Source organism: Escherichia sp. E.sYA108, from assembly GCF_011754335.1.
Classification (GTDB): Bacteria; Pseudomonadota; Gammaproteobacteria; order Enterobacterales; family Enterobacteriaceae; genus Escherichia; species Escherichia coli.
This window is the reverse complement of the sequence record NZ_JAAQVZ010000001.1, coordinates 3504676-3528305: the sequence shown is the minus strand read 5'-3', so window position 1 is coordinate 3528305 and position 23630 is coordinate 3504676. Positions and strand designations below refer to the sequence as shown.

Below are 23630 nucleotides of genomic sequence, written 5' to 3'. Positions count from 1 at the left end.
TAAACCTCACACCAGACCGCAAACGGTTAGCAGTAAATCAATGACTTTGATACCAATAAACGGCACCAGCAGCCCACCCAGACCGTAAATCCATAAGTTACGGCGCAACATGGCAGAAGCGGTAAGCGGTTTATAACTCACGCCTTTTAACGCCAGGGGAATCAAAAAGACGATAATCAAGGCGTTGAAAATGACCGCACTGAGAATGGCGGAGTCGGGCGAATGCAGGCGCATGATGTTCAGCGCATTTAACTGCGGATACGTTGCCGCGAACGCCGCTGGAATAATGGCGAAGTATTTCGCCACATCGTTGGCAATGCTGAAGGTGGTCAACGAGCCACGGGTCATCAGCATCTGTTTGCCAATGTGCACTACCTCGATCAACTTGGTCGGGTTGGAGTCGAGATCCACCATATTGCCCGCTTCTTTCGCCGCCTGGGTGCCGGAGTTCATCGCCACCGCAACATCGGCCTGTGCCAGCGCCGGAGCATCGTTGGTGCCATCGCCGGTCATCGCCACTAAACGGCCTTCCGCCTGATACTGACGAATCAGTGCCAGCTTGGCCTCCGGTGTTGCTTCGGCGAGAAAATCATCGACACCCGCTTCCGCAGCTATCGCGGCGGCAGTCAGGCGGTTATCGCCGGTAATCATCACCGTTTTAATGCCCATTTTACGCAGCTGGGCGAAGCGCTCTTTAATACCGCCTTTGACGATATCTTTCAGCGCAATAACGCCCAGCACACGAGAACCTTCCACCACCACCAGCGGCGTGGCTCCCTGACGCGCAACCTGATCGACTTTTTGATCAACATCGGCAGGGAAGTGACCGCCGTTAGCCTCAACATGGCGGCGAATGGCATCGACAGAACCTTTACGGATCATGCGGTTGTCGATGTTGATCCCGCTCATCCGGCTTTGTGCAGTAAACGGTACAAAGGTGGCATGGAGCGACTGCACATCGCGCTCGCGCAGGTTAAAACGCTGCTTGGCGAGGATCACAATACTGCGGCCTTCCGGCGTTTCATCAGCCAGCGAAGCCAGTTGTGCGGCGTCGGCCAGCGCTTTTTCCTCCACGCCTTGTGCGGGGATAAACTCTGACGCCTGACGGTTACCGAGGGTGATGGTGCCGGTTTTATCCAGCAGCAGAACGTCAACATCACCCGCTGCTTCAACTGCTCGCCCGCTGGTGGCAATAACATTCGCGCCCAGCATCCGACTCATCCCGGCGACGCCAATCGCTGACAACAGGCCGCCAATAGTGGTTGGGATCAGACAGACCAGCAGTGCCACCAGTACCGTTACGCTGACTGCATTACCGCCCCACGCGGAAAACGGCCACAGCGTGGCGGTTGCCAGTAAAAAGACGATAGTCAGGGCAATCAGGAGAATGGTCAGGGCAATCTCGTTCGGCGTTTTACGTCGCTGCGCACCTTCCACCATCGCGATCATCCGATCCAGAAATGTCTCGCCGGGGTTAACGCTGCACTCAATCACCAGCCAGTCAGAAAGAATACGCGTGCCGCCAGTGACGGAGGCAAAATCACCGCCGGATTCACGGATCACCGGTGCTGATTCCCCGGTGATGGCGCTTTCATCGACCGATGCGCCGCCTTCAATGACTTCACCATCGCAGGGGATAATATCGCCAGCTTCTACCAGCACGATGTCACCTTTACGCAGTTGATCAGCAGGAACTTTGTCCGCCGCAGCGCCATATTTCGGTTCGCGCAGTTTGCGAGCAAAAGCGGTTTTTTTCACCCCTTTCAGACTGTTGGCCTGCGCTTTACTGCGGCCTTCTGCCAACGCCTCGGCGAAATTAGCGAACAGTACGGTGACCCACAGCCAGCCGCTAATTGCCGCGCTAAACAGCGCATTGCCAGGCATCACACCGCTTGCCATCGCGATGCTAATACAGGTGGTCAGCAGACTTCCGATCCAGACGATAAACATCACCGGATTGCGCCATTGCGCCTGCGGGTTTAATTTTTTCACCGCTTCTTTCAGCGCCTGAACGACAAGTGTTGGTTCGAATAGCGCCAGTTGTTTACGACTCATATTCAGTGCTCACTCAATATCATCAGGAGAGATATTCCGCCACCGGACCAAGCGCCAGGGCAGGGATAAAGGTCAGTGCGCCAACCAGCAACACGGTGCCGATTAACAGGCCAACAAACAGCGGGCCGTGCGTTGGCAATGTGCCGGAGCTGGCGGGTTGGCTCTTTTTACTCACCAGCGAACCGGCAATTGCCATCACCGGGATAATCACCCCGAAGCGCCCGACAAACATGCACAACGCCAGTAAACAGTTCCAGAATGGAGAGTTGGCGCTTAATCCGGCAAAGGCGCTGCCGTTGTTGTTAGCGGCGGATGACACGGCGTACAGCACTTCGCTAAAACCATGCGGGCCAGGGTTGAGCATGGCGCTACGTCCGGCGTCGGTCATCATTGCCAGCGCCGCGCCCATCAGCACCAGCGTCGGGGTGACCAGAATCGCCAGTGCAGTCAGTTTCATCTCGCGTACGTCGATTTTTTTACCCAGATATTCCGGTGTACGACCAATCATCAGCCCGGCAATAAACACCGCCAGCAGGACAAACAGCATCATGCCGTAAAGGCCGGAACCGACGCCGCCGAATACCACTTCACCAATTTGCATCAACCACATCGGCACCATGCCACCAAGAGCGGTAAACGAATCATGCATCGCAATCACCGCGCCGCAGGAAGCCGCCGTAGTCACGACCGCAAACAGGCTACTGACCAGCACGCCGAAACGGCTCTCTTTACCTTCCATATTGATGCTGCTGTCCGCGCCGAGCGCCAGCAGATGCGGATTACCCTGAACTTCTGCCCACATCACTACGCCTGTGCAGATGACAAAAATCACCGACATCGCCCACAGCAACATGCGCCCCTGGCGACGATCGCCCGCCACTTCACCAAAGGCAAAGCACAGCGCTGTTGGGATCAAGAAAATCGCCAGCATTTGCACGAAGTTGGTCAGTGCGGTTGGGTTTTCAAACGGATGCGACGAGTTGGCATTAAAAAAGCCACCGCCGTTAGTTCCGAGCATTTTGATCGCTTCCTGAGAAGCTACTGGCCCCATTGGTAACAGCTGTTGCGATCCTTCAATGGTCGTCACAGCCTGATAAGGCAAAAAGTTTTGCAGCGCACCTTGTTGTATAAAAAACAGTGCGATCAACAATGCCACAGGGGCTAACACCCATAACGTGATGCGTAGCAGATCGACCCAGGCATTACCGAGCGTGCTCATGCTCTGGCGGGTAAACGCGCGAATAAGCGCAAAAATCACCGCAATCCCGCTGGCGGCAGAAAGAAAGTTTTGCACCGTTAAGCCCGCCATCTGGCTGAAATAGCTCAACGTGGTTTCACCGCTATAAGATTGCCAGTTGGTGTTAGTGACAAAGCTGACGGCGGTATTGAGCGCCAGATCCCACGACAGCCCCGGCAACTGCTGTGGATTAAGCGGCAGATAGTGCTGACCGAGCAACATAAAAAACAGCACCGCCAGCCCCAGTATATTCAGGCCAAGAATGGCTGAGAGATACTGCTTCCAGTTCATCTCGCGGTCAGAGACGCCAAGCGCGCTAAAGAGTACGCGTTCAACGCCCGTCGTACCAGGAAGAGGTATATCATTAATCAGCCGCGCCAGCCCGCTACCTAAGGGACGCGCCAGCACCATTAATACCAGTAAAAACGTGGCAATCAGTAAGAACCCTTGCGCAGCCATCAGAACGCCTCCGCATTGATCAGGGCATAAACCAGATAACCCAGTAATAAAAACACCAGCAACACGCCGGCTATCACGCCTGCACTCACAGTGCACCTCCAGTGGCCTAAAAGTGATACCGGAAGGGTAGAGTTCTGGCTGCAAAGATTTCGCAAAAATCTGCGGGCGGGGTGTAAAAAAAGTATAAAAATGGCAAAAGCCATGATTTAACTAATGTTTAGTATTAATTTAACTTTTATGTAACTTAATTACACAGTGAATGTAAATAAACCATCAATAAGCAAAAATAAGTGGTCGGATGAGTAGTAAAATTACACAAACAGCGGTACTATTTTCATCAGATAAACGAATTCATTTTTCCGGTGCTATTCACCGGGTAGATACAAAAGGGGGAGAAAAGTATGGAACTCTACAAAGAATATCCTGCATGGCTTATCTTTTTACGCCGTACTTGTGCGGTTGCAGCGGGCGTTCTGGCGCTGCCTTTCATGCTTTTCTGGAAAGACCGCGCCCGCTTTTATAGCTACCTGCACCGCGTCTGGTCGAAAACCAGCGATAAACCGGTGTGGATGGATCAGGCCGAAAAGGCAACCGGTGATTTTTACTGATTGCCAAACATGACGTTTAAAGAAAACCGCCGGTGGAAACGCTGGCGGTTTTCTTTTTTCGGCGTCTACACTTACTCCTGTAAACCGTTCAGGAGCAGTAATGAATCAACAACTTTTTGATGACAGCACCCTTATCCGCATTTTTGCTTTGCATGAGTTACACAATCTCAAAGATCGAGGACTAACGCGCGGGGCGCTTCTCGATTATCACAGCCGCTATAAACTCGTCTTTCTGGCACATTCTCAGCCGGAGTACCGCAAACTTGGCCCGTTTGTGGCTGATATTCACCGGTGGCAAAGTCTGGATGACTATTACAACCAGTACCGCCAACGCGTAATTGTTTTGCTTTCTCACCCTGCCAACCGGCGTGATCATACTAACGTTTTGATGCACGCTCAGGGATATTTTCGCCCACATATTGATTCCACAGAACGCCAGCAGCTGGCGGCGCTTATCGACAGTTATCGCCGTGGCGAGCAACCGCTTCTTGCGCCGCTGATGCGTATCAAACACTATATGGCGCTTTATCCTGACGCCTGGCTTTCAGGGCAGCGTTATTTCGAACTTTGGCCGCGTGTGATTAACTTGCGCCATGCAGGAGTTTTATGACTACCCATCTGGTCTGGTTTCGCCAGGATTTACGTCAGCACGATAATCTCGCGCTGGCTGCCGCCTGCCGCAATTCGTCTGCGCGCGTGCTGGCGTTGTATATCGCTACACCACGCCAGTGGGCGGCGCATAATGTGTCGCCGCGTCAGGCTGAACTTATCAATACACAACTTAATGCGCTACAAATCGCGCTGGCGGAAAAAGGCATTCCTTTATTGTTCCGTGAAGTGGATGACTTTGCCGCCAGCGTCGAAATAGTTAAACAGGTGTGCGCGGAATACCGCGTTACTCATCTTTTTTATAACTATCAGTATGAGGTGAATGAGCGGGCGCGGGATGTGCAGGCTGAGAGGACGCTGCGTAACGTGGTGTGTGAAGGATTTGATGACAGCGTGATCCTGCCGCCGGGGGCGGTGATGACTGGCAATCATGAGATGTACAAAGTCTTTACGCCTTTTAAAAACGCATGGTTGAAACGGCTGCGGGAAGGGATGCCGGAGTGCGTCGCTGCACCAAAAGTTCGTAGTAGCGGATCGATAGAGCCCGCGCCATCCATTACGCTGAATTATCCTCGTCAGTCTTTCGATACTGCGCATTTCCCGGTGGAAGAAAAAGCGGCGATTGCGCAATTACGCCAGTTTTGCCTGAACGGTGCCGGAGAGTATGAGCAACAACGAGATTTTCCGGCAGTGGAAGGCACCAGTCGTTTGTCCGCCAGCCTGGCAACGGGCGGGTTATCGCCTCGCCAGTGTTTACATCGCCTGTTGGCGGAACAACCGCAGGTGCTGGAAGGCGGACCGGGGAGCGTCTGGCTTAATGAGCTGATATGGCGCGAGTTCTACCGCCATTTGATGACGTATTATCCTTCGCTGTGTAAACATCGTCCGTTTATTGCCTGGACGGATCGTGTACAGTGGCAAAGCAATCCCGCCCATTTAAAGGCCTGGCAGGAGGGCAAAACGGGATACCCGATTGTCGATGCTGCCATGCGTCAGCTTAACAGCACTGGCTGGATGCATAACCGGCTACGGATGATTACAGCCAGTTTTCTGGTGAAAGATTTGTTGATCGACTGGCGCGAAGGCGAGCGATATTTCATGTCGCAGTTGATTGATGGTGATTTGGCAGCTAATAACGGTGGCTGGCAGTGGGCTGCTTCTACGGGTACTGATGCAGCGCCGTATTTTCGTATTTTCAACCCGACAACTCAGGGCGAGAAATTTGACCGCGAAGGCGAATTTATCCGCCAGTGGCTACCGGAGCTGCGCGATGTACCGGGGAAAGCGGTGCATGAGCCGTGGAAGTGGGCAGAGAAAACAGGTGTGACGTTGGATTATCCGCAACCGATAGTCGATCACAAAGAGGCAAGGCTGCGAACGCTGGCAGCGTACGAAGAAGCGAGGAAAGGAGCCTGATAAAACGCAGCGAGCGTTTTATCAGGCATGGTGCTGGCTTATTAAGACTCCAGCGCCAGCGCGCGGTTTCTGAACTTAAGCGCCTGATACAGCCAAATCATCAGTACCAGTCCTACACACGCCAGTGCGCCCCAGGTAATTTGATCAAATACTTCAATATATGCATTGATGGAGTAGTTGATCGCCCCGGAAGCATCAAACGAAGCCTGCGACGTCTGATCGGCAATCACGCCCGCCAGATAGTTCGCAATCGCGCCGGAAAGCAGCATATAAATGCCGGTTAATACGCCGGTCACGCCGGGGATTTCAATGCGCGTAATCTGCGACATAGCAACCGGATCGATAAACAGTTCCGCAAAGCCCATCACCGCCAGGCCTAACACCATCAGTGGCAGAGAAGAGTGACCATACATTGCGGACCAGCGGGCGCTTAAGGTCAGAATGCAGAATCCGGCGCTCATCAGGCCAAGGCCAAGAGCAAATTTTCCCCAGATGCGCACGGTACGATTACCTGCGACGCTTTCTTTAACCACCCACGCCAGGAACACACCGCACAGCATAACTGCGAAGGCATTAATCGACTGGAACATAGCAGTCGGAACGGTATAACCAAACATATCGCGGTTAACGAAGCGGTCGATATAAAGGCTAATCGAGCTACCCCCCTGTTGTGCGAATGCCCAGAACAACATGCTGAAGAAGGTGAGGGTAACAATCAGCCCCAGCTCCTTACGCTGTTTTTGGTTTTCTGCTTTGCGATAAATTTTTGCCAGAACCCCAAGGCCAATGATCGTCGCGACAATCAAGGCGTATACCGACCACTCTTTCCAGAACAACACGGTAATCAGCGCAGGCGTTGCCACCAGCAGAACCAGTAGCCATCCCCAGTTGGGCAGGAGAAAGTTTGTCGCACGCAGTACCTTTTTGTTAACGCCGCGGGTATGTGTGAAATGACGATTGCCACATAAGAAAATGACCAGACCCGCGATCATACCCACCGCCGCCAGGCCAAAGCCCATCGCCCAACTGTACTCTTCCTGGGCGAAACCACAGGCGATAGGTGCGATAATAGACCCCACGTTACCCGCCGCATACATCAGCGAGAAACCGCCATCACGACGTGGATCGGTTGGCTCATACAGCTCGCCGAGCAGGCAACTGACGTTGGATTTAAACAGACCATAGCCGCAGACGATAATCGCCAGGGACAGATAGAGGAATGACGGATGGATCTCACTGGCACCCAGCACCACATGACCGATCGCCATCAACAACGCCCCCAGCATCACCGCCATGCGATTGCCGAGAACTTTATCCGCCAAAAAGCCACCGAGGATTGGCGTGACATATACCAGCGAACAGTAGGCGCTAAATAACTCGTAGGCGTGATTATCGCTATATTTTAGTTGATTGGTGAGATAGAGGATCAGCAGGGCACGCATGCCGTAAAAGCTAAAATATTCCCAGATTTGCAGCGCAACGACATAGTAAATAGCGCGCGGTTGTGATGCGTGTTTATTCATAATAATTCCACAATTGACTGCAACGTCACGTAATAGTTGCGCGGCGTGCTTGTGTTTCCTTAAAGTTAAAACTTTGATACAGATCTGATTATTTATGCAATATGCTGTCTGATTGCATAAATATACATTAGCTGAAGCGTGATGATATAAACAATTTGCGTCTTTTGGCGTCGGGTTTGTTTCTTAATATGTCAAAAGATTGGCTATCGACGAACAGGCGAGGTAACGCTATGTTAACGGTGTAGCTATCAGAATACGGAAGGCGCGAAGATGAAAAACACCGAACTGGAACAACTGATTAACGAAAAACTGAACAGCGCGGCGATTAGTGATTACGCGCCGAATGGTTTGCAGGTGGAAGGCAAAGAGACGGTGCAAAAAATTGTTACCGGTGTCACTGCCAGCCAGGCTTTGCTCGATGAGGCAGTGCGTCTGGGCGCGGATGCGGTCATTGTGCATCATGGCTACTTCTGGAAAGGCGAATCTCCGGTCATTCGCGGAATGAAGCGTAACCGTTTAAAAACGTTGCTGGCGAATGATATCAACCTGTATGGCTGGCATCTGCCCCTGGACGCGCATCCGGAGCTGGGTAATAACGCACAACTGGCGGCGTTACTGGGGATCACGGTCATGGGCGAAATTGAGCCGTTGGTGCCGTGGGGCGAACTGACCATGCCTGTGCCGGGACTGGAACTGGCCTCCTGGATTGAAGCGCGTCTGGGACGTAAGCCGTTATGGTGTGGCGATACCGGGCCTGAGGTGGTCCAGCGCGTCGCCTGGTGCACGGGGGGCGGGCAAAGTTTTATCGATAGCGCCGCGCGTTTTGGCGTGGATGCTTTTATTACTGGCGAAGTTTCTGAACAGACCATTCATTCAGCCCGTGAGCAGGGATTGCATTTTTATGCTGCGGGTCACCATGCCACTGAACGCGGTGGTATTCGCGCATTGAGCGAGTGGCTGAATGAAAATACCGATCTTGATGTGACCTTTATTGATATTCCTAATCCTGCATAACGAATAATCAGAGGGATCGAAAGTGCAACGAGCGCGTTGTTATCTGATAGGTGAAACGGCGGTAGTACTGGAACTGGAACCGCCGGTGACGCTGGCTAGCCAGAAACGGATCTGGCGACTGGCACAGCGTCTGGTGGATATGCCGAATGTGGTTGAAGCCATTCCTGGCATGAACAATATCACAGTGATTTTGCGTAATCCTGAGTCGCTGGCGCTGGATGCCATAGAGCGTTTGCAACGCTGGTGGGAGGAGAGTGAGGCGCTGGAGCCGGAGTCTCGCTTTATTGAAATTCCGGTGGTTTACGGTGGCGCAGCCGGACCGGATTTGGCGGTGGTCGCGGCGCATTGTGGATTGAGCGAAAAACAGGTTGTTGAATTGCACTCCTCCGTGGAATACGTGGTCTGGTTTTTAGGTTTTCAACCGGGCTTCCCGTATCTCGGGAGTTTGCCGGAACAACTACACACGCCACGGCGCGCAGAACCGCGCTTGCACGTTCCGGCAGGTTCTGTTGGGATCGGCGGGCCGCAGACCGGTGTTTATCCGCTGGCAACGCCGGGTGGCTGGCAGTTGGTTGGTCATACCTCACTCAGCCTGTTTGATCCGGAGCGTGACGAACCCATCTTATTACGTCCGGGAGACAGCGTGCGCTTTGTACCCCAGAAGGAGGGAGTATGCTGAAGATTATTCGTGCGGGCATGTACACCACCGTGCAGGATGGCGGCCGTCACGGCTTTCGTCAGTCTGGTATCAGCCACTGTGGCGCACTGGATATGCCTGCGCTGCGCATTGCTAACCTGCTGGTGGGTAATGACGCCAACGCCCCCGCGCTGGAGATCACGCTCGGTCAGTTAACGGTTGAGTTCGAAACTGATGGGTGGTTTGCCCTGACGGGTGCCGGTTGCGAAGCGCGGCTGGATGATAACGCCGTCTGGACCGGCTGGCGATTGCCAATGAGAGCAGGCCAGCGTTTAACGCTTAAACGCCCGCAGCACGGGATGCGCAGTTATCTTGCGGTCGCGGGTGGTATTGATGTTCCGCCGGTAATGGGATCATGCAGCACCGATCTCAAAGTGGGGATTGGCGGGTTGGAAGGCCGTTTACTGAGGGATGGTGACCGACTCCCGATTGGCAAAGCGAAGCGTGATTTTATGGAAGCGCAGGGCGTTAAACAGCTGCTGTGGGGCAACCGCATTCGCGCCTTGCCGGGGCCGGAATATCATGAGTTCGATCGCGCCTCGCAGGATGCATTCTGGCGTTCGCCCTGGCAGCTTAGCTCGCAAAGTAACCGCATGGGCTATCGCTTACAGGGGCAAATTTTAAAACGCACCACCGATCGCGAACTGTTATCTCACGGTTTGTTACCAGGTGTGGTGCAGGTGCCGCATAACGGGCAGCCCATTGTGTTGATGAACGATGCGCAAACCACCGGTGGTTACCCGCGTATTGCCTGTATCATTGAGGCTGATATGTACCATCTGGCGCAAATTCCGCTCGGTCAGCCGATTCATTTTGTCCAGTGTTCACTGGAAGAGGCACTGAAAGCACGGCAAGATCAACAACGTTATTTCGAACAATTAGCGTGGCGGCTGCACAATGAAAATTGACCTGAACGCCGATCTGGGCGAAGGCTGCGCCAGCGACGCAGAACTATTAACGCTGGTTTCCTCTGCCAATATTGCCTGTGGATTTCATGCAGGCGATGCGCAAACCATGCAGGCTTGCGTGCGTGAAGCAATAAAAAATGGTGTCGCGATTGGCGCTCACCCGAGTTTTCCCGACAGGGAAAATTTTGGTCGCAGCGCCATGCAGCTGCCGCCAGAAACCGTTTTCGCCCAGACGCTGTATCAAATTGGCGCGCTGGCAGCGATTACCCGTGCGCAAGGTGGCGTAATGTGTCATGTCAAACCGCACGGCATGTTATACAACCAGGCGGCGAAAGAGGCACAACTGGCAGACGCTATCGCCAGAGCGGTATACGCTTGCGATCCGGCATTGATTCTCGTCGGGCTGGCAGGAAGCGAGCTGATTCGTGCAGGCGAACGATATGGCCTGGTAACGCGCGAGGAAGTGTTTGCCGATCGTGGTTATCAGGCAGACGGTTCGCTGGTGCCGCGAAGCCAGCCAGGCGCGTTGATTGAAAACGAAGAACAGGCGCTGGCGCAAACGTTGGAGATGGTGCAACACGGCAGAGTCAAAAGTATCACCGGCGAATGGGCAATGGTCACGGCGCAAACGGTCTGCCTACATGGCGATGGCGAGCACGCACTGGCGTTCGCCCGCCGATTACGAGCTACATTTGCTGAAAAGGGGATAGTTGTCGCAGCATAACCCCGCTTAATAAAGAATGAAAAAAGGATATCACCATGCCTGAAGGCCCGGAGATCCGCCGTGCAGCGGATAACCTGGAGGCGGCGATCAAAGGCAAACCACTAACTGATGTCTGGTTTGCCTTCCCGCAGTTAAAATCTTATCAATCACGACTTATCGGTCAACACGTTACCCATGTGGAAACGCGTGGTAAGGCGTTGTTAACTCATTTTTCCAACGACTTAACGCTCTACAGCCATAATCAGCTTTACGGCGTCTGGCGCGTGGTTGATACCGGCGAAGAGCCGCAGACCACGCGAGTACTGCGGGTAAAACTGCAAACGGCTGACAAAACCATTCTGCTTTATAGCGCCTCGGATATTGAGATGTTGACTCCGGAACAACTGACCACGCATCCGTTTTTACAACGCGTTGGTCCCGATGTGCTGGATCCGAATCTGACGCCGGAGGTGGTAAAGGAACGATTATTGTCGCCGCGCTTTCGTAACCGCCAGTTTGCTGGATTACTGCTCGATCAGGCGTTTCTGGCAGGACTTGGCAATTATTTGCGGGTGGAGATCCTCTGGCAGGTTGGGTTGACCGGAAATCATAAAGCGAAAGATCTCAATGCGGCGCAACTGGATGCACTCGCACACGCGTTACTGGATATTCCGCGACTTTCTTACGCTACGCGGGGCCAGGTGGATGAAAACAAATATCATGGGGCGCTGTTTCGCTTTAAGGTTTTTCATCGTGATGGCGAACCGTGCGAACGCTGTGGCGGCATCATTGAGAAAACCACGCTGTCATCGCGCCCGTTTTACTGGTGCCCTGGCTGCCAGCACTAGGCCGAACGCTTCGGCGCATAGGTTGAAATAAACCGTGCGATGGCAGGCCCCGTCAGCAAAATACTGAACAGGCGCAGGGTTTGCATCGCCATGATGAGCGCCATATCGGCATTGCTCCCTGCGGCGATGACCGCCACGGTATCAAGCCCGCCGGGGCTGGTGGCGAGGTAGGCGGTCATAAAATCAATATGCATAAACCGGGTCAGCCCCCACGCCATACCCGCACAAATAGCCAGCAGAGCAAAAATCGACAGCAGGATTTGCGGTAGCGGGCGCAATGCCCGCAGTAATATTTGCTTATCGAAACCAAGACCAATCCGCCAGCCAATTGCCATATATGCCATCGCCAGCAGCCATTCCGGGAGTTCGATGGTGATGAGCTGACCAGACTGGAGCACTGCGCCCGCCAGCATCGGGATGAGCATCGTGCCGGAAGGAAGACGTAGCAAGCATCCCGCCGTACCGGCAACGACCGCGAGCAAAATCGTAAGCAGGAGATTAATGCTCACTGGCGGGAACCAGACGATCTGCTGGTTAACCGCTTCAGCGTTATCGCCCAGCATCATGCGGGTGACCAGAACAGCGGCTCCTGCGACGAACAGCACTCGCAGATATTGCATAAACGCCACCAGACGAATATCTGCGCCGTAATCTTGCGCCATTGCGACCATTGCCGCCGCGCCGCCAGGAGAAGAACCCCAGGCCCCGGTATTTCCTGGCAGCGAGCTATAGCGCACCAATAACCAACCCACGATGGCGCTGGAAAGCAGCGTCACCAGTAAAATCGCAAGCACGATCGGCCAGTTGACGGCCAGCGTGGTGAGAATCGAACCAGTGAGGTTTTGTGCAATCATGCAGCCAAGAATGGCTTGGGCAGCGAGAAAAGCGGAGCGGGGAAGTTGCAGAGTGACTCCGCGCATACTGAAGATGATCCCCGCGATCATCGGGCCAAGCAGGAGTGCCGCCGGGAGATGTAAAGCGAGGAAGCCAATAGAAAGGAGAAGTGACAGAACACATAACATTCCCCACTGCAATACAGGCATTCTTCGCTTCCTCATTATTTTATCTTTGGTGTATCGATACAGCATAAAGAAAGCTGGGTCTGGAAAAAATAACGGTAATCAAGGAAAAGGGGAAAATCAGCAATAATCTGAATACGTTGCCCTTTCCGGCTGAAAAGGGCGTCGTGTTAAATCAGTTATAGTTAATCTTAAAAAGTACCACTGTATCGAAGGGACCCGCCGCGATGGGAGTGCCAGGTGTGGACGATAATTCAGCCGTATAGGTTTTTTCGTAGATCAGCATATCACTGGTGAAATCGGCGTATTAAGCATATTTATTGAATGTATAAGGCGAGGCGTTTTCATCCAGTATACGTAGCTTCAGACCATTACCAATCAACAATGCTTTATCTTCTTCAACCAACGTTTTTTCGGTATAAAACGAGGAGCTGACCTTAAATCCGTCGGTACACTGGTCATTTTGCGATTTTGTTGTCTTGATACTGAATGTTTTCGACATTGTGTGGCGGCGAATATCCAGTAAGTTAAATTTACCCAAATCAATCACCAGTGTTTCCGGTGAAATATTTTTTCACCATTATTAATGGGTATTTGCATCTGGTTTAATTTTTACAATTTTTTATGTTCAGCCATATAAAAAGAACCCGCTCTATTAAAGGCGGGTCCGGAAAGTGAACGGCTTAGCAATCAACCATTAACGCTTGATATCGCTTTTAAAGTCGCGTTTTTCATATCCTGTATACAGCTGACGCGGACGGGCAATCTTCATACCGTCACTGTGCATTTCGCTCCAGTGGGCGATCCAGCCAACCGTACGTGCCATAGCGAAGATCACGGTGAACATAGAAGACGGAATACCCATCGCTTTCAGGATGATACCAGAGTAGAAATCGACGTTCGGGTACAGTTTTTTCTCGATAAAGTACGGGTCGTTCAGCGCGATGTTTTCCAGCTCCATAGCCACTTCCAGCAGGTCATCTTTGGTACCCAGCTCTTTCAGAACTTCATGGCAGGTTTCACGCATTACTGTGGCGCGCGGGTCGTAATTTTTGTACACGCGGTGACCGAAGCCCATCAGGCGGAAAGAATCATTTTTGTCTTTCGCACGACGAACAAATTCTGGAATGTGTTTAACGGAGCTGATTTCTTCCAGCATTTTCAGCGCCGCTTCGTTAGCACCACCGTGCGCAGGTCCCCACAGTGAAGCAATACCTGCTGCGATACAGGCAAACGGGTTCGCACCCGAAGAGCCAGCGGTACGCACGGTGGAGGTGGAGGCGTTCTGTTCATGGTCAGCGTGCAGGATCAGAATACGGTCCATAGCACGTTCCAGAATCGGATTAACTTCATACGGTTCGCACGGCGTGGAGAACATCATATTCAGGAAGTTACCGGCGTAGGAGAGATCGTTGCGCGGGTAAACAAATGGCTGACCAATGGAATACTTGTAACACATCGCGGCCATGGTCGGCATTTTTGACAGCAGGCGGAACGCGGCAATTTCACGATGACGAGGATTGTTAACATCCAGCGAGTCGTGATAGAACGCTGCCAGCGCGCCGGTAATACCACACATGACTGCCATTGGATGCGAGTCGCGACGGAAAGCATGGAACAGACGGGTAATCTGCTCGTGGATCATAGTATGACGGGTCACCGTAGTTTTAAATTCGTCATACTGTTCCTGAGTCGGTTTTTCACCATTCAGCAGGATGTAACAAACTTCCAGGTAGTTAGAATCGGTCGCCAGCTGATCGATCGGGAAACCGCGGTGCAGCAAAATACCTTCATCACCATCAATAAAAGTAATTTTAGATTCGCAGGATGCGGTTGAAGTGAAGCCTGGGTCAAAGGTGAACACACCTTTTGAACCGAGAGTACGGATATCAATAACATCTTGACCCAGCGTGCCTTTCAGCACATCCAGTTCAACAGCTGTGTCCCCGTTGAGGGTGAGTTTTGCTTTTGTATCAGCCATTTAAGGTCTCCTTAGCGCCTTATTGCGTAAGACTGCCGGAACTTAAATTTGCCTTCGCACATCAACCTGGCTTTACCCGTTTGTTATTTGGCTCGCCGCTCTGTGAAAGAGGGGAAAACCTGGGTACAGAGCTCTGGGCGCTTGCAGGTAAAGGATCTATTGATGACGAATAAATGGCGAATCAAGTACTTAGCAATCCGAATTATTAAACTTGTCTACCACTAATAACTGTCCCGAATGAATTGGTCAATACTTCCACACTGTTACATAAGTTAATCTTAGGTGAAATACCGACTTCATAACTTTTACGCATTATATGCTTTTCCTGGTAATGTTTGTAACAACTTTGTTGAATGATTGTCAAATTAGATGATTAAAAATTAAATAAATGTTGTTATCGTGACGCAGATCACTGTTCGGGATAAAACCCGACAAACTATATGTAGGTTAATTGTAATGATTTTGTGAACAGCCTATACTGCCGCCAGGTCTCCGGAACACCCTGCAATCCCGAGCCACCCAGCGTTGTAACGTGTCGTTTTCGCATCTGGAAGCAGTGTTTTGCATGACGCGCAGTTATAGAAAGGACGCTGTCTGACCCGCAAGCAGACCGGAGGAAGGAAATCCCGACGTCTCCTGGTAACAGAAAGTTAACCTCTGTGCCCGTAGTCCCCAGGGAATAATAAGAACAGCATGTGGGCGTTATTCATGATAAGAAATGTGAAAAAACAAAGACCTGTTAATCTGGACCTACAGACCATCCGGTTCCCCGTCACGGCGATAGCGTCCATTCTCCATCGCGTTTCCGGTGTGATCACCTTTGTTGCAGTGGGCATCCTGCTGTGGCTTCTGGGTACCAGCCTCTCTTCCCCTGAAGGTTTCGAGCAAGCTTCCGCGATTATGGGCAGCTTCTTCGTCAAATTTATCATGTGGGGCATCCTTACCGCTCTGGCATATCACGTCGTCGTAGGTATTCGCCACATGATGATGGATTTTGGCTATCTGGAAGAAACATTCGAAGCGGGTAAACGCTCCGCCAAAATCTCCTTTGTTATTACTGTCGTGCTTTCACTTCTCGCAGGAGTCCTCGTATGGTAAGCAACGCCTCCGCATTAGGACGCAATGGCGTACATGATTTCATCCTCGTTCGTGCTACCGCTATCGTCCTGACGCTCTACATCATTTATATGGTCGGTTTTTTCGCTACCAGTGGCGAGCTGACATATGAAGTCTGGATTGGTTTCTTCGCCTCTGCGTTCACCAAAGTGTTCACCCTGCTGGCGCTGTTTTCTATCTTGATCCATGCCTGGATCGGCATGTGGCAGGTGTTGACCGACTACGTTAAACCGCTGGCCTTGCGCCTGATGCTGCAACTGGTGATTGTCGTTGCACTGGTGGTTTACGTGATTTATGGATTCGTTGTGGTGTGGGGTGTGTGATGAAATTGCCAGTCAGAGAATTTGATGCAGTTGTGATTGGTGCTGGCGGCGCAGGTATGCGCGCGGCGCTGCAAATTTCCCAGAGTGGCCAGACCTGTGCGCTGCTCTCTAAAGTCTTCCCGACCCGTTCCCATACCGTTTCTGCGCAAGGTGGTATTACCGTTGCGCTGGGTAATACCCATGAAGATAACTGGGAATGGCATATGTACGACACCGTAAAAGGGTCGGACTATATCGGTGACCAGGACGCGATTGAATATATGTGTAAAACCGGGCCGGAAGCGATTCTGGAACTGGAACATATGGGCCTGCCGTTCTCGCGTCTTGATGATGGTCGTATCTATCAACGTCCGTTTGGCGGTCAGTCGAAAAACTTCGGCGGCGAGCAGGCGGCACGTACTGCGGCGGCTGCCGACCGTACCGGTCACGCACTGTTGCACACGCTTTATCAGCAGAACCTGAAAAACCACACCACCATTTTCTCCGAGTGGTATGCGCTGGATCTGGTGAAAAACCAGGATGGCGCAGTGGTCGGTTGTACCGCACTGTGCATCGAAACTGGTGAAGTGGTTTACTTTAAAGCTCGCGCGACAGTGCTGGCGACTGGCGGGGCAGGGCGTATTTATCAGTCCACCACCAACGCCCACATTAACACTGGCGACGGTGTCGGCATGGCTATCCGTGCAGGCGTACCGGTACAGGATATGGAAATGTGGCAGTTCCACCCGACCGGTATTGCCGGTGCGGGCGTACTGGTCACCGAAGGTTGCCGTGGTGAAGGCGGTTATCTGCTGAACAAACATGGCGAACGCTTTATGGAACGTTATGCGCCGAACGCCAAAGACCTGGCGGGCCGTGACGTGGTGGCGCGTTCCATCATGATCGAAATCCGTGAAGGCCGCGGCTGTGATGGTCCGTGGGGGCCACACGCAAAACTGAAACTTGACCATCTGGGGAAAGAAGTTCTTGAATCCCGTCTGCCGGGTATCCTTGAACTCTCCCGCACCTTCGCTCACGTTGATCCGGTGAAAGAGCCGATTCCGGTTATCCCAACCTGTCACTACATGATGGGCGGTATTCCGACCAAAGTGACCGGTCAGGCGCTGACTGTGAATGAGAAAGGCGAAGATGTGGTTGTTCCGGGGCTATTTGCCGTTGGTGAAATCGCTTGTGTATCGGTACATGGCGCTAACCGTCTGGGCGGCAACTCGCTGCTGGACCTGGTCGTATTTGGTCGTGCGGCAGGTCTGCATCTGCAAGAGTCTATCGCCGAGCAGGGCGCACTGCGCGATGCCAGCGAGTCTGATGTAGAAGCGTCTCTGGATCGCCTGAACCGCTGGAACAATAACCGTAACGGTGAAGATCCGGTGGCGATCCGTAAAGCACTGCAAGAATGTATGCAGCATAACTTCTCGGTCTTCCGTGAAGGTGATGCGATGGCGAAAGGGCTTGAGCAGTTGAAAGTTATCCGCGAGCGTTTGAAAAATGCCCGTCTGGATGACACTTCAAGTGAGTTCAATACCCAGCGCGTTGAGTGCCTGGAACTGGATAACCTGATGGAAACGGCGTATGCAACGGCTGTTTCTGCCAACTTCCGTACCGAAAGCCGTGGCGCGCATAGCCGCTTCGACTTCCCGGATCGCGATGATGAAAACTGGCTGTGCCACTCCCTGTATCTGCCAGAGTCGGAATCCATGACGCGCCGAAGCGTCAACATGGAACCGAAACTGCGCCCGGCATTCCCGCCGAAGATTCGTACTTACTAATGCGGAGACAGGAAAATGAGACTCGAGTTTTCAATTTATCGCTATAACCCGGATGTTGATGATGCTCCGCGTATGCAGGATTACACCCTGGAAGCGGAAGAAGGTCGCGACATGATGCTGCTGGATGCGCTTATTCAGCTGAAAGAGAAAGATCCCAGCCTGTCGTTCCGCCGCTCCTGCCGTGAAGGTGTGTGCGGTTCCGACGGTCTGAACATGAACGGTAAGAATGGTCTGGCCTGTATTACCCCGATTTCGGCACTCAACCAGCCGGGCAAGAAGATTGTGATTCGCCCGCTGCCAGGTTTACCGGTGATCCGCGATTTGGTGGTAGACATGGGACAATTCTATGCGCAATATGAGAAAATTAAGCCTTACCTGTTGAATAATGGACAAAATCCGCCAGCTCGCGAGCATTTACAGATGCCAGAGCAGCGCGAAAAACTCGACGGGTTGTATGAATGTATTCTCTGCGCATGTTGTTCAACCTCTTGTCCGTCTTTCTGGTGGAATCCCGATAAGTTTATCGGCCCGGCAGGCTTGTTAGCGGCATATCGTTTCCTGATCGATAGCCGTGATACCGAGACTGACAGCCGCCTCGACGGTTTGAGCGATGCATTCAGTGTATTCCGCTGTCACAGCATCATGAACTGCGTCAGTGTATGTCCGAAGGGGCTGAACCCGACGCGCGCCATCGGCCATATCAAGTCGATGTTGTTGCAACGTAATGCGTAAACCCAGGCCTGATAAGACGCGCAAGCGTCGCATCAGGCAACCAGTGCCGGATGCGGCGTGAACGCCTTATCCGGCCTACAAAAGAAATGCAGAAACCGTAGGCCTGATAAGACGCACAAGCGTCGCATCAGGCAACCAGTGCCGGATGCGGCGTGAACGCCTTATCCGGCCTACAAAAGAAATGCAGAAACCGTAGGCCTGATAAGACGCGCAAGCGTCGCATCAGGCAACCAGTGCCGGATGCGGCGTGAACGCCTTATCCGGCCTACAAAAGAAATGCAGAAACCGTAGGCCTGATAAGACGCGCAAGCGTCGCATCAGGCAAACAGCGCCGGATGCGGCGTGAATGCCTTATCCGGCCTACAAAAGAAATGCAGGAAATCTTTAAAAACTGCCCCTGACACTAAGACAGTTTTTAAAGGTTCCTTAGCGGACGCAGAAAACACGACAAGTCCGCAACAAGTGAACCCCGGCACGCACATCAGATATGAAATGTGCGTGGTAGTATCCACGGCGAAGTAAGCATAAAAAAGATGCTTAAGGGATCACGATGCAGAACAGCGCTTTGAAAGCCTGGTTGGACTCTTCTTACCTCTCTGGCGCAAACCAGAGCTGGATAGAACAGCTCTATGAAGACTTCTTAACCGATCCTGACTCGGTTGACGCTAACTGGCGTTCGACGTTCCAGCAGTTACCTGGTACGGGAGTCAAACCGGATCAATTCCACTCTCAAACGCGTGAATATTTCCGCCGCCTGGCGAAAGACGCTTCACGTTACTCTTCAACGATCTCCGACCCTGACACCAATGTGAAGCAGGTTAAAGTCCTGCAGCTCATTAACGCATACCGCTTCCGTGGTCACCAGCATGCGAATCTCGATCCGCTGGGATTGTGGCAGCAAGATAAAGTGGCCGATCTGGATCCGTCTTTCCACGATCTGACCGAAGCAGACTTCCAGGAGACCTTCAACGTCGGTTCATTTGCCAGCGGCAAAGAAACCATGAAACTCGGCGAGCTGCTGGAAGCCCTCAAGCAAACCTACTGCGGCCCGATTGGTGCCGAGTATATGCACATTACCAGCACCGAAGAAAAACGCTGGATCCAACAGCGTATCGAGTCTGGTCGCGCGACTTTCAATAGCGAAGAGAAAAAACGCTTCTTAAGCGAACTGACCGCCGCTGAAGGCCTTGAACGTTACCTCGGCGCAAAATTCCCTGGCGCAAAACGCTTCTCGCTGGAAGGCGGTGACGCGTTAATCCCGATGCTTAAAGAGATGATCCGCCACGCTGGCAACAGCGGCACCCGCGAAGTGGTTCTCGGGATGGCGCACCGTGGTCGTCTGAACGTTCTGGTGAACGTGCTGGGTAAAAAACCGCAAGACTTGTTCGACGAGTTTGCCGGTAAACATAAAGAACACCTCGGCACGGGCGACGTGAAATACCACATGGGCTTCTCGTCTGACTTCCAGACCGATGGCGGCCTGGTTCACCTGGCGCTGGCGTTTAACCCGTCTCACCTTGAGATTGTAAGCCCGGTCGTTATCGGTTCTGTTCGTGCCCGTCTGGACAGACTCGACGAGCCGAGCAGCAACAAAGTGCTGCCAATCACCATTCATGGTGACGCCGCAGTGACCGGGCAGGGCGTGGTTCAGGAAACCCTGAACATGTCGAAAGCGCGTGGTTATGAAGTTGGCGGTACGGTACGTATCGTTATCAACAACCAGGTTGGCTTCACCACCTCTAACCCGCTGGATGCCCGTTCGACGCCGTACTGTACTGATATCGGTAAGATGGTTCAGGCACCGATTTTCCACGTTAACGCGGATGATCCGGAAGCCGTTGCCTTTGTTACCCGTCTGGCGCTCGATTTCCGTAACACCTTTAAACGTGATGTCTTCATCGACCTGGTATGCTACCGCCGTCACGGCCACAACGAAGCCGACGAGCCGAGCGCAACCCAGCCGCTGATGTATCAGAAAATCAAAAAACATCCGACGCCGCGCAAAATCTACGCTGACAAGCTGGAGCAGGAAAAAGTCGCGACGCTGGAAGATGCCACCGAGATGGTTAACCTGTACCGCGATGCGCTGGATGCTGGCGATTGCGTTGTAGCAGAGTGGCGTCCGATGAACATGCACTCTTTCACCTGGTCGCCGTACCTCAACCACGAATGGGACGAAGAGTACCCGAACAAAGTTGAGATGAAGCGCCTGCAGGAACTGGCTAAACGCATCAGCACGGTGCCGGAAGCAGTTGAAATGCAGTCTCGCGTTGCCAAGATTTATGGCGATCGCCAGGCGATGGCAGCCGGTGAGAAACTGTTCGACTGGGGCGGCGCGGAAAACCTCGCTTACGCCACGTTGGTTGACGAAGGCATTCCGGTTCGCCTGTCGGGTGAAGACTCCGGTCGCGGTACCTTCTTCCACCGCCACGCGGTGATCCACAACCAGTCTAACGGTTCCACTTACACGCCGCTGCAACATATCCATAACGGCCAGGGCGCGTTCCGCGTCTGGGACTCTGTACTGTCTGAAGAAGCCGTACTGGCGTTTGAATACGGTTATGCCACCGCAGAACCACGCACCCTGACCATCTGGGAAGCACAGTTCGGTGACTTCGCCAACGGTGCACAGGTGGTTATCGACCAGTTCATCTCCTCTGGCGAACAGAAATGGGGCCGGATGTGTGGCCTGGTGATGTTGCTGCCGCACGGTTACGAAGGGCAGGGGCCGGAGCACTCCTCCGCGCGTCTGGAACGTTATCTGCAACTTTGCGCTGAGCAAAACATGCAGGTTTGCGTACCTTCTACCCCGGCACAGGTTTACCACATGCTGCGTCGTCAGGCGTTGCGCGGGATGCGTCGTCCACTGGTCGTGATGTCGCCGAAATCCCTGCTGCGTCATCCGCTGGCGGTATCCAGTCTCGAAGAACTGGCGAACGGCACCTTCCTGCCAGCCATCGGTGAAATCGACGAGCTTGATCCGAAGGGCGTGAAGCGCGTAGTGATGTGTTCTGGTAAGGTTTATTACGACCTGCTGGAACAACGTCGTAAGAACAATCAACACGATGTCGCCATTGTGCGTATCGAGCAACTCTACCCGTTCCCGCATAAAGCGATGCAGGAAGTGTTGCAGCAGTTTGCTCACGTCAAGGATTTTGTCTGGTGCCAGGAAGAGCCGCTCAACCAGGGCGCATGGTACTGCAGCCAGCATCATTTCCGTGAAGTGATTCCGTTTGGGGCTTCTCTGCGTTATGCAGGCCGCCCAGCCTCCGCCTCTCCGGCGGTAGGGTATATGTCCGTTCACCAGAAACAGCAACAAGATCTGGTTAATGACGCGCTGAACGTCGAATAAATAAAGGATACACAATGAGTAGCGTAGATATTCTGGTCCCTGACCTGCCTGAATCCGTAGCCGATGCCACCGTCGCAACCTGGCATAAAAAACCCGGCGACGCAGTCGTACGTGATGAAGTGCTGGTAGAAATCGAAACTGACAAAGTGGTACTGGAAGTACCGGCATCAGCAGACGGCATTCTGGATGCGGTTCTGGAAGATGAAGGTACAACGGTAACGTCTCGTCAGATCCTTGGTCGCCTGCGTGAAGGCAACAGCGCGGGTAAAGAAACCAGCGCCAAATCTGAAGAGAAAGCGTCCACTCCGGCGCAACGCCAGCAGGCGTCTCTGGAAGAGCAAAACAACGATGCGTTAAGCCCGGCGATCCGTCGCCTGCTGGCTGAACATAACCTCGACGCCAGCGCTATTAAAGGCACGGGTGTGGGTGGTCGTCTGACCCGTGAAGATGTGGAAAAACATCTGGCGAAAGCCCCGGCGAAAGAGTCTGCTCCGGCAGCGGCTGCTCCGGCGGCGCAACCGACCCTGGCTGCACGTAGCGAAAAACGTGTGCCGATGACTCGCCTGCGTAAGCGTGTGGCAGAGCGTCTGCTGGAAGCGAAAAACTCCACCGCCATGCTGACCACGTTCAACGAAGTCAACATGAAGCCGATTATGGATCTGCGTAAGCAGTACGGTGAAGCGTTTGAAAAACGCCACGGCATTCGTCTGGGCTTTATGTCCTTCTACGTGAAAGCGGTGGTTGAAGCCCTGAAACGTTACCCGGAAGTGAATGCGTCTATCGACGGCGATGATGTGGTCTACCACAACTATTTCGACGTCAGTATGGCGGTTTCTACGCCGCGCGGCCTGGTGACGCCGGTTCTGCGTGATGTCGATACCCTCGGCATGGCAGACATCGAGAAGAAAATCAAAGAGCTGGCTGTTAAAGGCCGTGACGGCAAGCTGACGGTTGAAGATCTGACCGGTGGTAACTTCACCATCACCAACGGTGGTGTGTTCGGTTCCCTGATGTCAACGCCTATCATCAACCCACCGCAGAGCGCAATTCTGGGTATGCACGCTATCAAAGATCGTCCGATGGCAGTGAATGGCCAGGTTGAGATCCTGCCGATGATGTACCTGGCGCTGTCCTACGATCACCGTTTGATCGATGGTCGCGAATCCGTGGGCTTCCTGGTAACGATCAAAGAGTTGCTGGAAGATCCGACGCGTCTGCTGCTGGACGTTTAGTAGTTTAAGCTTCACCTGCACTGTAGACCGAC

21 protein-coding genes and 1 pseudogene are annotated in these 23630 nt (G+C 53.0%); 14 read left to right on the top strand and 8 right to left on the bottom strand.

Features of this window, described 5'->3' with window-relative positions:
* Positions 1–6 precede the first annotated feature (6 nt).
* Genes kdpB through kdpF form a run of 3 tightly spaced genes read right to left on the bottom strand, consistent with a single transcriptional unit; the run spans position 7 to position 3840 of the window.
* A complete protein-coding gene (gene kdpB / locus HBM92_RS16995) occupies positions 7–2055 on the bottom strand; it encodes a potassium-transporting ATPase subunit KdpB (protein WP_000087998.1) in 2049 nt (682 codons plus the stop codon).
* A 22-nt stretch (positions 2056–2077) separates the two neighbouring features.
* Complete coding sequence (gene kdpA, locus HBM92_RS16990; protein ID WP_000741152.1) at positions 2078–3751, bottom strand: potassium-transporting ATPase subunit KdpA; 1674 nt, start codon at positions 3749–3751, stop codon at positions 2078–2080.
* The gene (kdpF, locus tag HBM92_RS16985) at positions 3751–3840 is read right to left on the bottom strand and encodes a K(+)-transporting ATPase subunit F (protein WP_001365534.1); all 90 of its coding nucleotides are present in this window, start codon (positions 3838–3840) and stop codon (positions 3751–3753) included. The genes kdpA and kdpF overlap by 1 nt, the downstream gene beginning before the upstream one ends.
* A gap of 312 nt (positions 3841–4152) precedes the next feature.
* Between kdpF and HBM92_RS16980 the strand changes: the two genes are divergently transcribed.
* The 3 genes from HBM92_RS16980 to phrB all read left to right on the top strand — a co-directional run bounded on the left by HBM92_RS16980 (position 4153) and on the right by phrB (position 6384).
* Positions 4153–4359 carry a YbfA family protein gene (locus tag HBM92_RS16980; RefSeq protein ID WP_000424788.1) on the top strand — a complete coding sequence of 69 codons (207 nt, stop codon included), beginning with the start codon at positions 4153–4155 and terminating at the stop codon, positions 4357–4359.
* A 100-nt stretch (positions 4360–4459) separates the two neighbouring features.
* A complete protein-coding gene (locus tag HBM92_RS16975) occupies positions 4460–4969 on the top strand; it encodes a YbgA family protein (protein ID WP_001075782.1) in 510 nt (169 codons plus the stop codon).
* Positions 4966–6384 (top strand): deoxyribodipyrimidine photo-lyase, encoded by a 1419-nt coding sequence (gene phrB, locus HBM92_RS16970; RefSeq protein WP_000207167.1) that lies wholly within the window; start codon positions 4966–4968, stop codon positions 6382–6384. The genes HBM92_RS16975 and phrB overlap by 4 nt, the downstream gene beginning before the upstream one ends.
* Positions 6385–6425: 41 nt before the next feature.
* Here phrB and dtpD read toward each other — a convergent pair whose 3' ends face one another.
* On the bottom strand, positions 6426–7907 hold the full coding sequence (gene dtpD / locus HBM92_RS16965; protein ID WP_001032722.1) for a dipeptide permease DtpD: 1482 nt from the start codon (positions 7905–7907) through the stop codon (positions 6426–6428).
* Between the two features lie 270 nt (positions 7908–8177).
* Between dtpD and ybgI the strand changes: the two genes are divergently transcribed.
* The 5 genes from ybgI to nei are packed head-to-tail and all read left to right on the top strand — an operon-like array spanning position 8178 to position 12077.
* Positions 8178–8921, top strand: a complete 744-nt coding sequence (gene ybgI, locus HBM92_RS16960) for a radiation resistance protein YbgI (RefSeq protein ID WP_000798871.1) — start codon at positions 8178–8180, stop codon at positions 8919–8921.
* A gap of 22 nt (positions 8922–8943) precedes the next feature.
* Positions 8944–9600, top strand: coding sequence for a 5-oxoprolinase subunit PxpB (pxpB, locus tag HBM92_RS16955; RefSeq protein ID WP_001188331.1), 657 nt, complete (start codon positions 8944–8946; stop codon positions 9598–9600).
* Positions 9594–10526, top strand: coding sequence for a 5-oxoprolinase subunit PxpC (gene pxpC, locus HBM92_RS16950; protein WP_000912744.1), 933 nt, complete (start codon positions 9594–9596; stop codon positions 10524–10526). Before pxpB ends, pxpC begins: the two co-directional genes overlap by 7 nt.
* Positions 10516–11250 (top strand): 5-oxoprolinase subunit PxpA, encoded by a 735-nt coding sequence (pxpA, locus tag HBM92_RS16945; RefSeq protein WP_000687121.1) that lies wholly within the window; start codon positions 10516–10518, stop codon positions 11248–11250. Before pxpC ends, pxpA begins: the two co-directional genes overlap by 11 nt.
* A gap of 35 nt (positions 11251–11285) precedes the next feature.
* The gene (gene nei, locus HBM92_RS16940) at positions 11286–12077 is read left to right on the top strand and encodes an endonuclease VIII (RefSeq protein WP_001114006.1); all 792 of its coding nucleotides are present in this window, start codon (positions 11286–11288) and stop codon (positions 12075–12077) included.
* Here the strand turns inward: nei and HBM92_RS16935 are convergent.
* From HBM92_RS16935 to HBM92_RS16920, 4 genes and pseudogenes are all read right to left on the bottom strand, one after another.
* Entirely contained in the window at positions 12074–13120 is a 1047-nt protein-coding gene (locus HBM92_RS16935) for an AbrB family transcriptional regulator (protein WP_001144719.1), read from the bottom strand. The two genes, nei and HBM92_RS16935, sit on opposite strands and share 4 nt — an antisense overlap.
* Positions 13121–13271: 151 nt before the next feature.
* Positions 13272–13667 (bottom strand): annotated as a pseudogene (locus HBM92_RS16930) (type 1 fimbrial protein); the annotation flags it as partial.
* A 126-nt stretch (positions 13668–13793) separates the two neighbouring features.
* Positions 13794–15077 carry a citrate synthase gene (gene gltA / locus HBM92_RS16925; RefSeq protein WP_000785834.1) on the bottom strand — a complete coding sequence of 428 codons (1284 nt, stop codon included), beginning with the start codon at positions 15075–15077 and terminating at the stop codon, positions 13794–13796.
* Between the two features lie 205 nt (positions 15078–15282).
* Positions 15283–15390, bottom strand: coding sequence for a hypothetical protein (locus HBM92_RS16920; RefSeq protein ID WP_001305582.1), 108 nt, complete (start codon positions 15388–15390; stop codon positions 15283–15285).
* Positions 15391–15770: 380 nt separating this feature from the next.
* Here HBM92_RS16920 and sdhC point away from each other — a divergent pair, with 380 nt between their 5' ends.
* The 6 genes from sdhC (at position 15771) to odhB (ending at position 23598) form a co-directional block, all read left to right on the top strand.
* A complete protein-coding gene (gene sdhC, locus HBM92_RS16915) occupies positions 15771–16175 on the top strand; it encodes a succinate dehydrogenase cytochrome b556 subunit (RefSeq protein WP_000263355.1) in 405 nt (134 codons plus the stop codon).
* Complete coding sequence (sdhD, locus tag HBM92_RS16910; RefSeq protein WP_000254365.1) at positions 16169–16516, top strand: succinate dehydrogenase membrane anchor subunit; 348 nt, start codon at positions 16169–16171, stop codon at positions 16514–16516. The genes sdhC and sdhD overlap by 7 nt, the downstream gene beginning before the upstream one ends.
* A complete protein-coding gene (gene sdhA / locus HBM92_RS16905) occupies positions 16516–18282 on the top strand; it encodes a succinate dehydrogenase flavoprotein subunit (protein WP_000775540.1) in 1767 nt (588 codons plus the stop codon). Before sdhD ends, sdhA begins: the two co-directional genes overlap by 1 nt.
* 15 nt (positions 18283–18297) lie before the next feature.
* Positions 18298–19014 carry a succinate dehydrogenase iron-sulfur subunit SdhB gene (gene sdhB, locus HBM92_RS16900; protein ID WP_001235263.1) on the top strand — a complete coding sequence of 239 codons (717 nt, stop codon included), beginning with the start codon at positions 18298–18300 and terminating at the stop codon, positions 19012–19014.
* Between the two features lie 550 nt (positions 19015–19564).
* Positions 19565–22366, top strand: a complete 2802-nt coding sequence (gene sucA, locus HBM92_RS16895) for a 2-oxoglutarate dehydrogenase E1 component (protein ID WP_001181473.1) — start codon at positions 19565–19567, stop codon at positions 22364–22366.
* A 14-nt stretch (positions 22367–22380) separates the two neighbouring features.
* Positions 22381–23598 (top strand): 2-oxoglutarate dehydrogenase complex dihydrolipoyllysine-residue succinyltransferase, encoded by a 1218-nt coding sequence (gene odhB / locus HBM92_RS16890; RefSeq protein WP_000099829.1) that lies wholly within the window; start codon positions 22381–22383, stop codon positions 23596–23598.
* Positions 23599–23630: the final 32 nt, after the last annotated feature.

What these genes read in the sequence shown, in the direction of transcription:
- ybgI (WP_000798871.1), top strand. Translation starts at nt 8,178, where the DNA reads ATGAAAAACACCGAACTGGAACAACTGATTAACGAAAAACTGAACAGC.
- phrB (WP_000207167.1), top strand. Translation starts at nt 4,966, where the DNA reads ATGACTACCCATCTGGTCTGGTTTCGCCAGGATTTACGTCAGCACGAT.
- gltA (WP_000785834.1), bottom strand. Translation starts at nt 15,077, where the DNA reads ATGGCTGATACAAAAGCAAAACTCACCCTCAACGGGGACACAGCTGTT.
- HBM92_RS16975 (WP_001075782.1), top strand. Translation starts at nt 4,460, where the DNA reads ATGAATCAACAACTTTTTGATGACAGCACCCTTATCCGCATTTTTGCT.
- dtpD (WP_001032722.1), bottom strand. Translation starts at nt 7,907, where the DNA reads ATGAATAAACACGCATCACAACCGCGCGCTATTTACTATGTCGTTGCG.
- nei (WP_001114006.1), top strand. Translation starts at nt 11,286, where the DNA reads ATGCCTGAAGGCCCGGAGATCCGCCGTGCAGCGGATAACCTGGAGGCG.
- sdhA (WP_000775540.1), top strand. Translation starts at nt 16,516, where the DNA reads ATGAAATTGCCAGTCAGAGAATTTGATGCAGTTGTGATTGGTGCTGGC.
- HBM92_RS16935 (WP_001144719.1), bottom strand. Translation starts at nt 13,120, where the DNA reads ATGCCTGTATTGCAGTGGGGAATGTTATGTGTTCTGTCACTTCTCCTT.
- pxpA (WP_000687121.1), top strand. Translation starts at nt 10,516, where the DNA reads ATGAAAATTGACCTGAACGCCGATCTGGGCGAAGGCTGCGCCAGCGAC.
- sdhC (WP_000263355.1), top strand. Translation starts at nt 15,771, where the DNA reads ATGTGGGCGTTATTCATGATAAGAAATGTGAAAAAACAAAGACCTGTT.
- odhB (WP_000099829.1), top strand. Translation starts at nt 22,381, where the DNA reads ATGAGTAGCGTAGATATTCTGGTCCCTGACCTGCCTGAATCCGTAGCC.
- HBM92_RS16980 (WP_000424788.1), top strand. Translation starts at nt 4,153, where the DNA reads ATGGAACTCTACAAAGAATATCCTGCATGGCTTATCTTTTTACGCCGT.
- sdhB (WP_001235263.1), top strand. Translation starts at nt 18,298, where the DNA reads ATGAGACTCGAGTTTTCAATTTATCGCTATAACCCGGATGTTGATGAT.
- kdpA (WP_000741152.1), bottom strand. Translation starts at nt 3,751, where the DNA reads ATGGCTGCGCAAGGGTTCTTACTGATTGCCACGTTTTTACTGGTATTA.
- sucA (WP_001181473.1), top strand. Translation starts at nt 19,565, where the DNA reads ATGCAGAACAGCGCTTTGAAAGCCTGGTTGGACTCTTCTTACCTCTCT.
- kdpB (WP_000087998.1), bottom strand. Translation starts at nt 2,055, where the DNA reads ATGAGTCGTAAACAACTGGCGCTATTCGAACCAACACTTGTCGTTCAG.
- pxpC (WP_000912744.1), top strand. Translation starts at nt 9,594, where the DNA reads ATGCTGAAGATTATTCGTGCGGGCATGTACACCACCGTGCAGGATGGC.
- sdhD (WP_000254365.1), top strand. Translation starts at nt 16,169, where the DNA reads ATGGTAAGCAACGCCTCCGCATTAGGACGCAATGGCGTACATGATTTC.
- HBM92_RS16920 (WP_001305582.1), bottom strand. Translation starts at nt 15,390, where the DNA reads ATGCGTAAAAGTTATGAAGTCGGTATTTCACCTAAGATTAACTTATGT.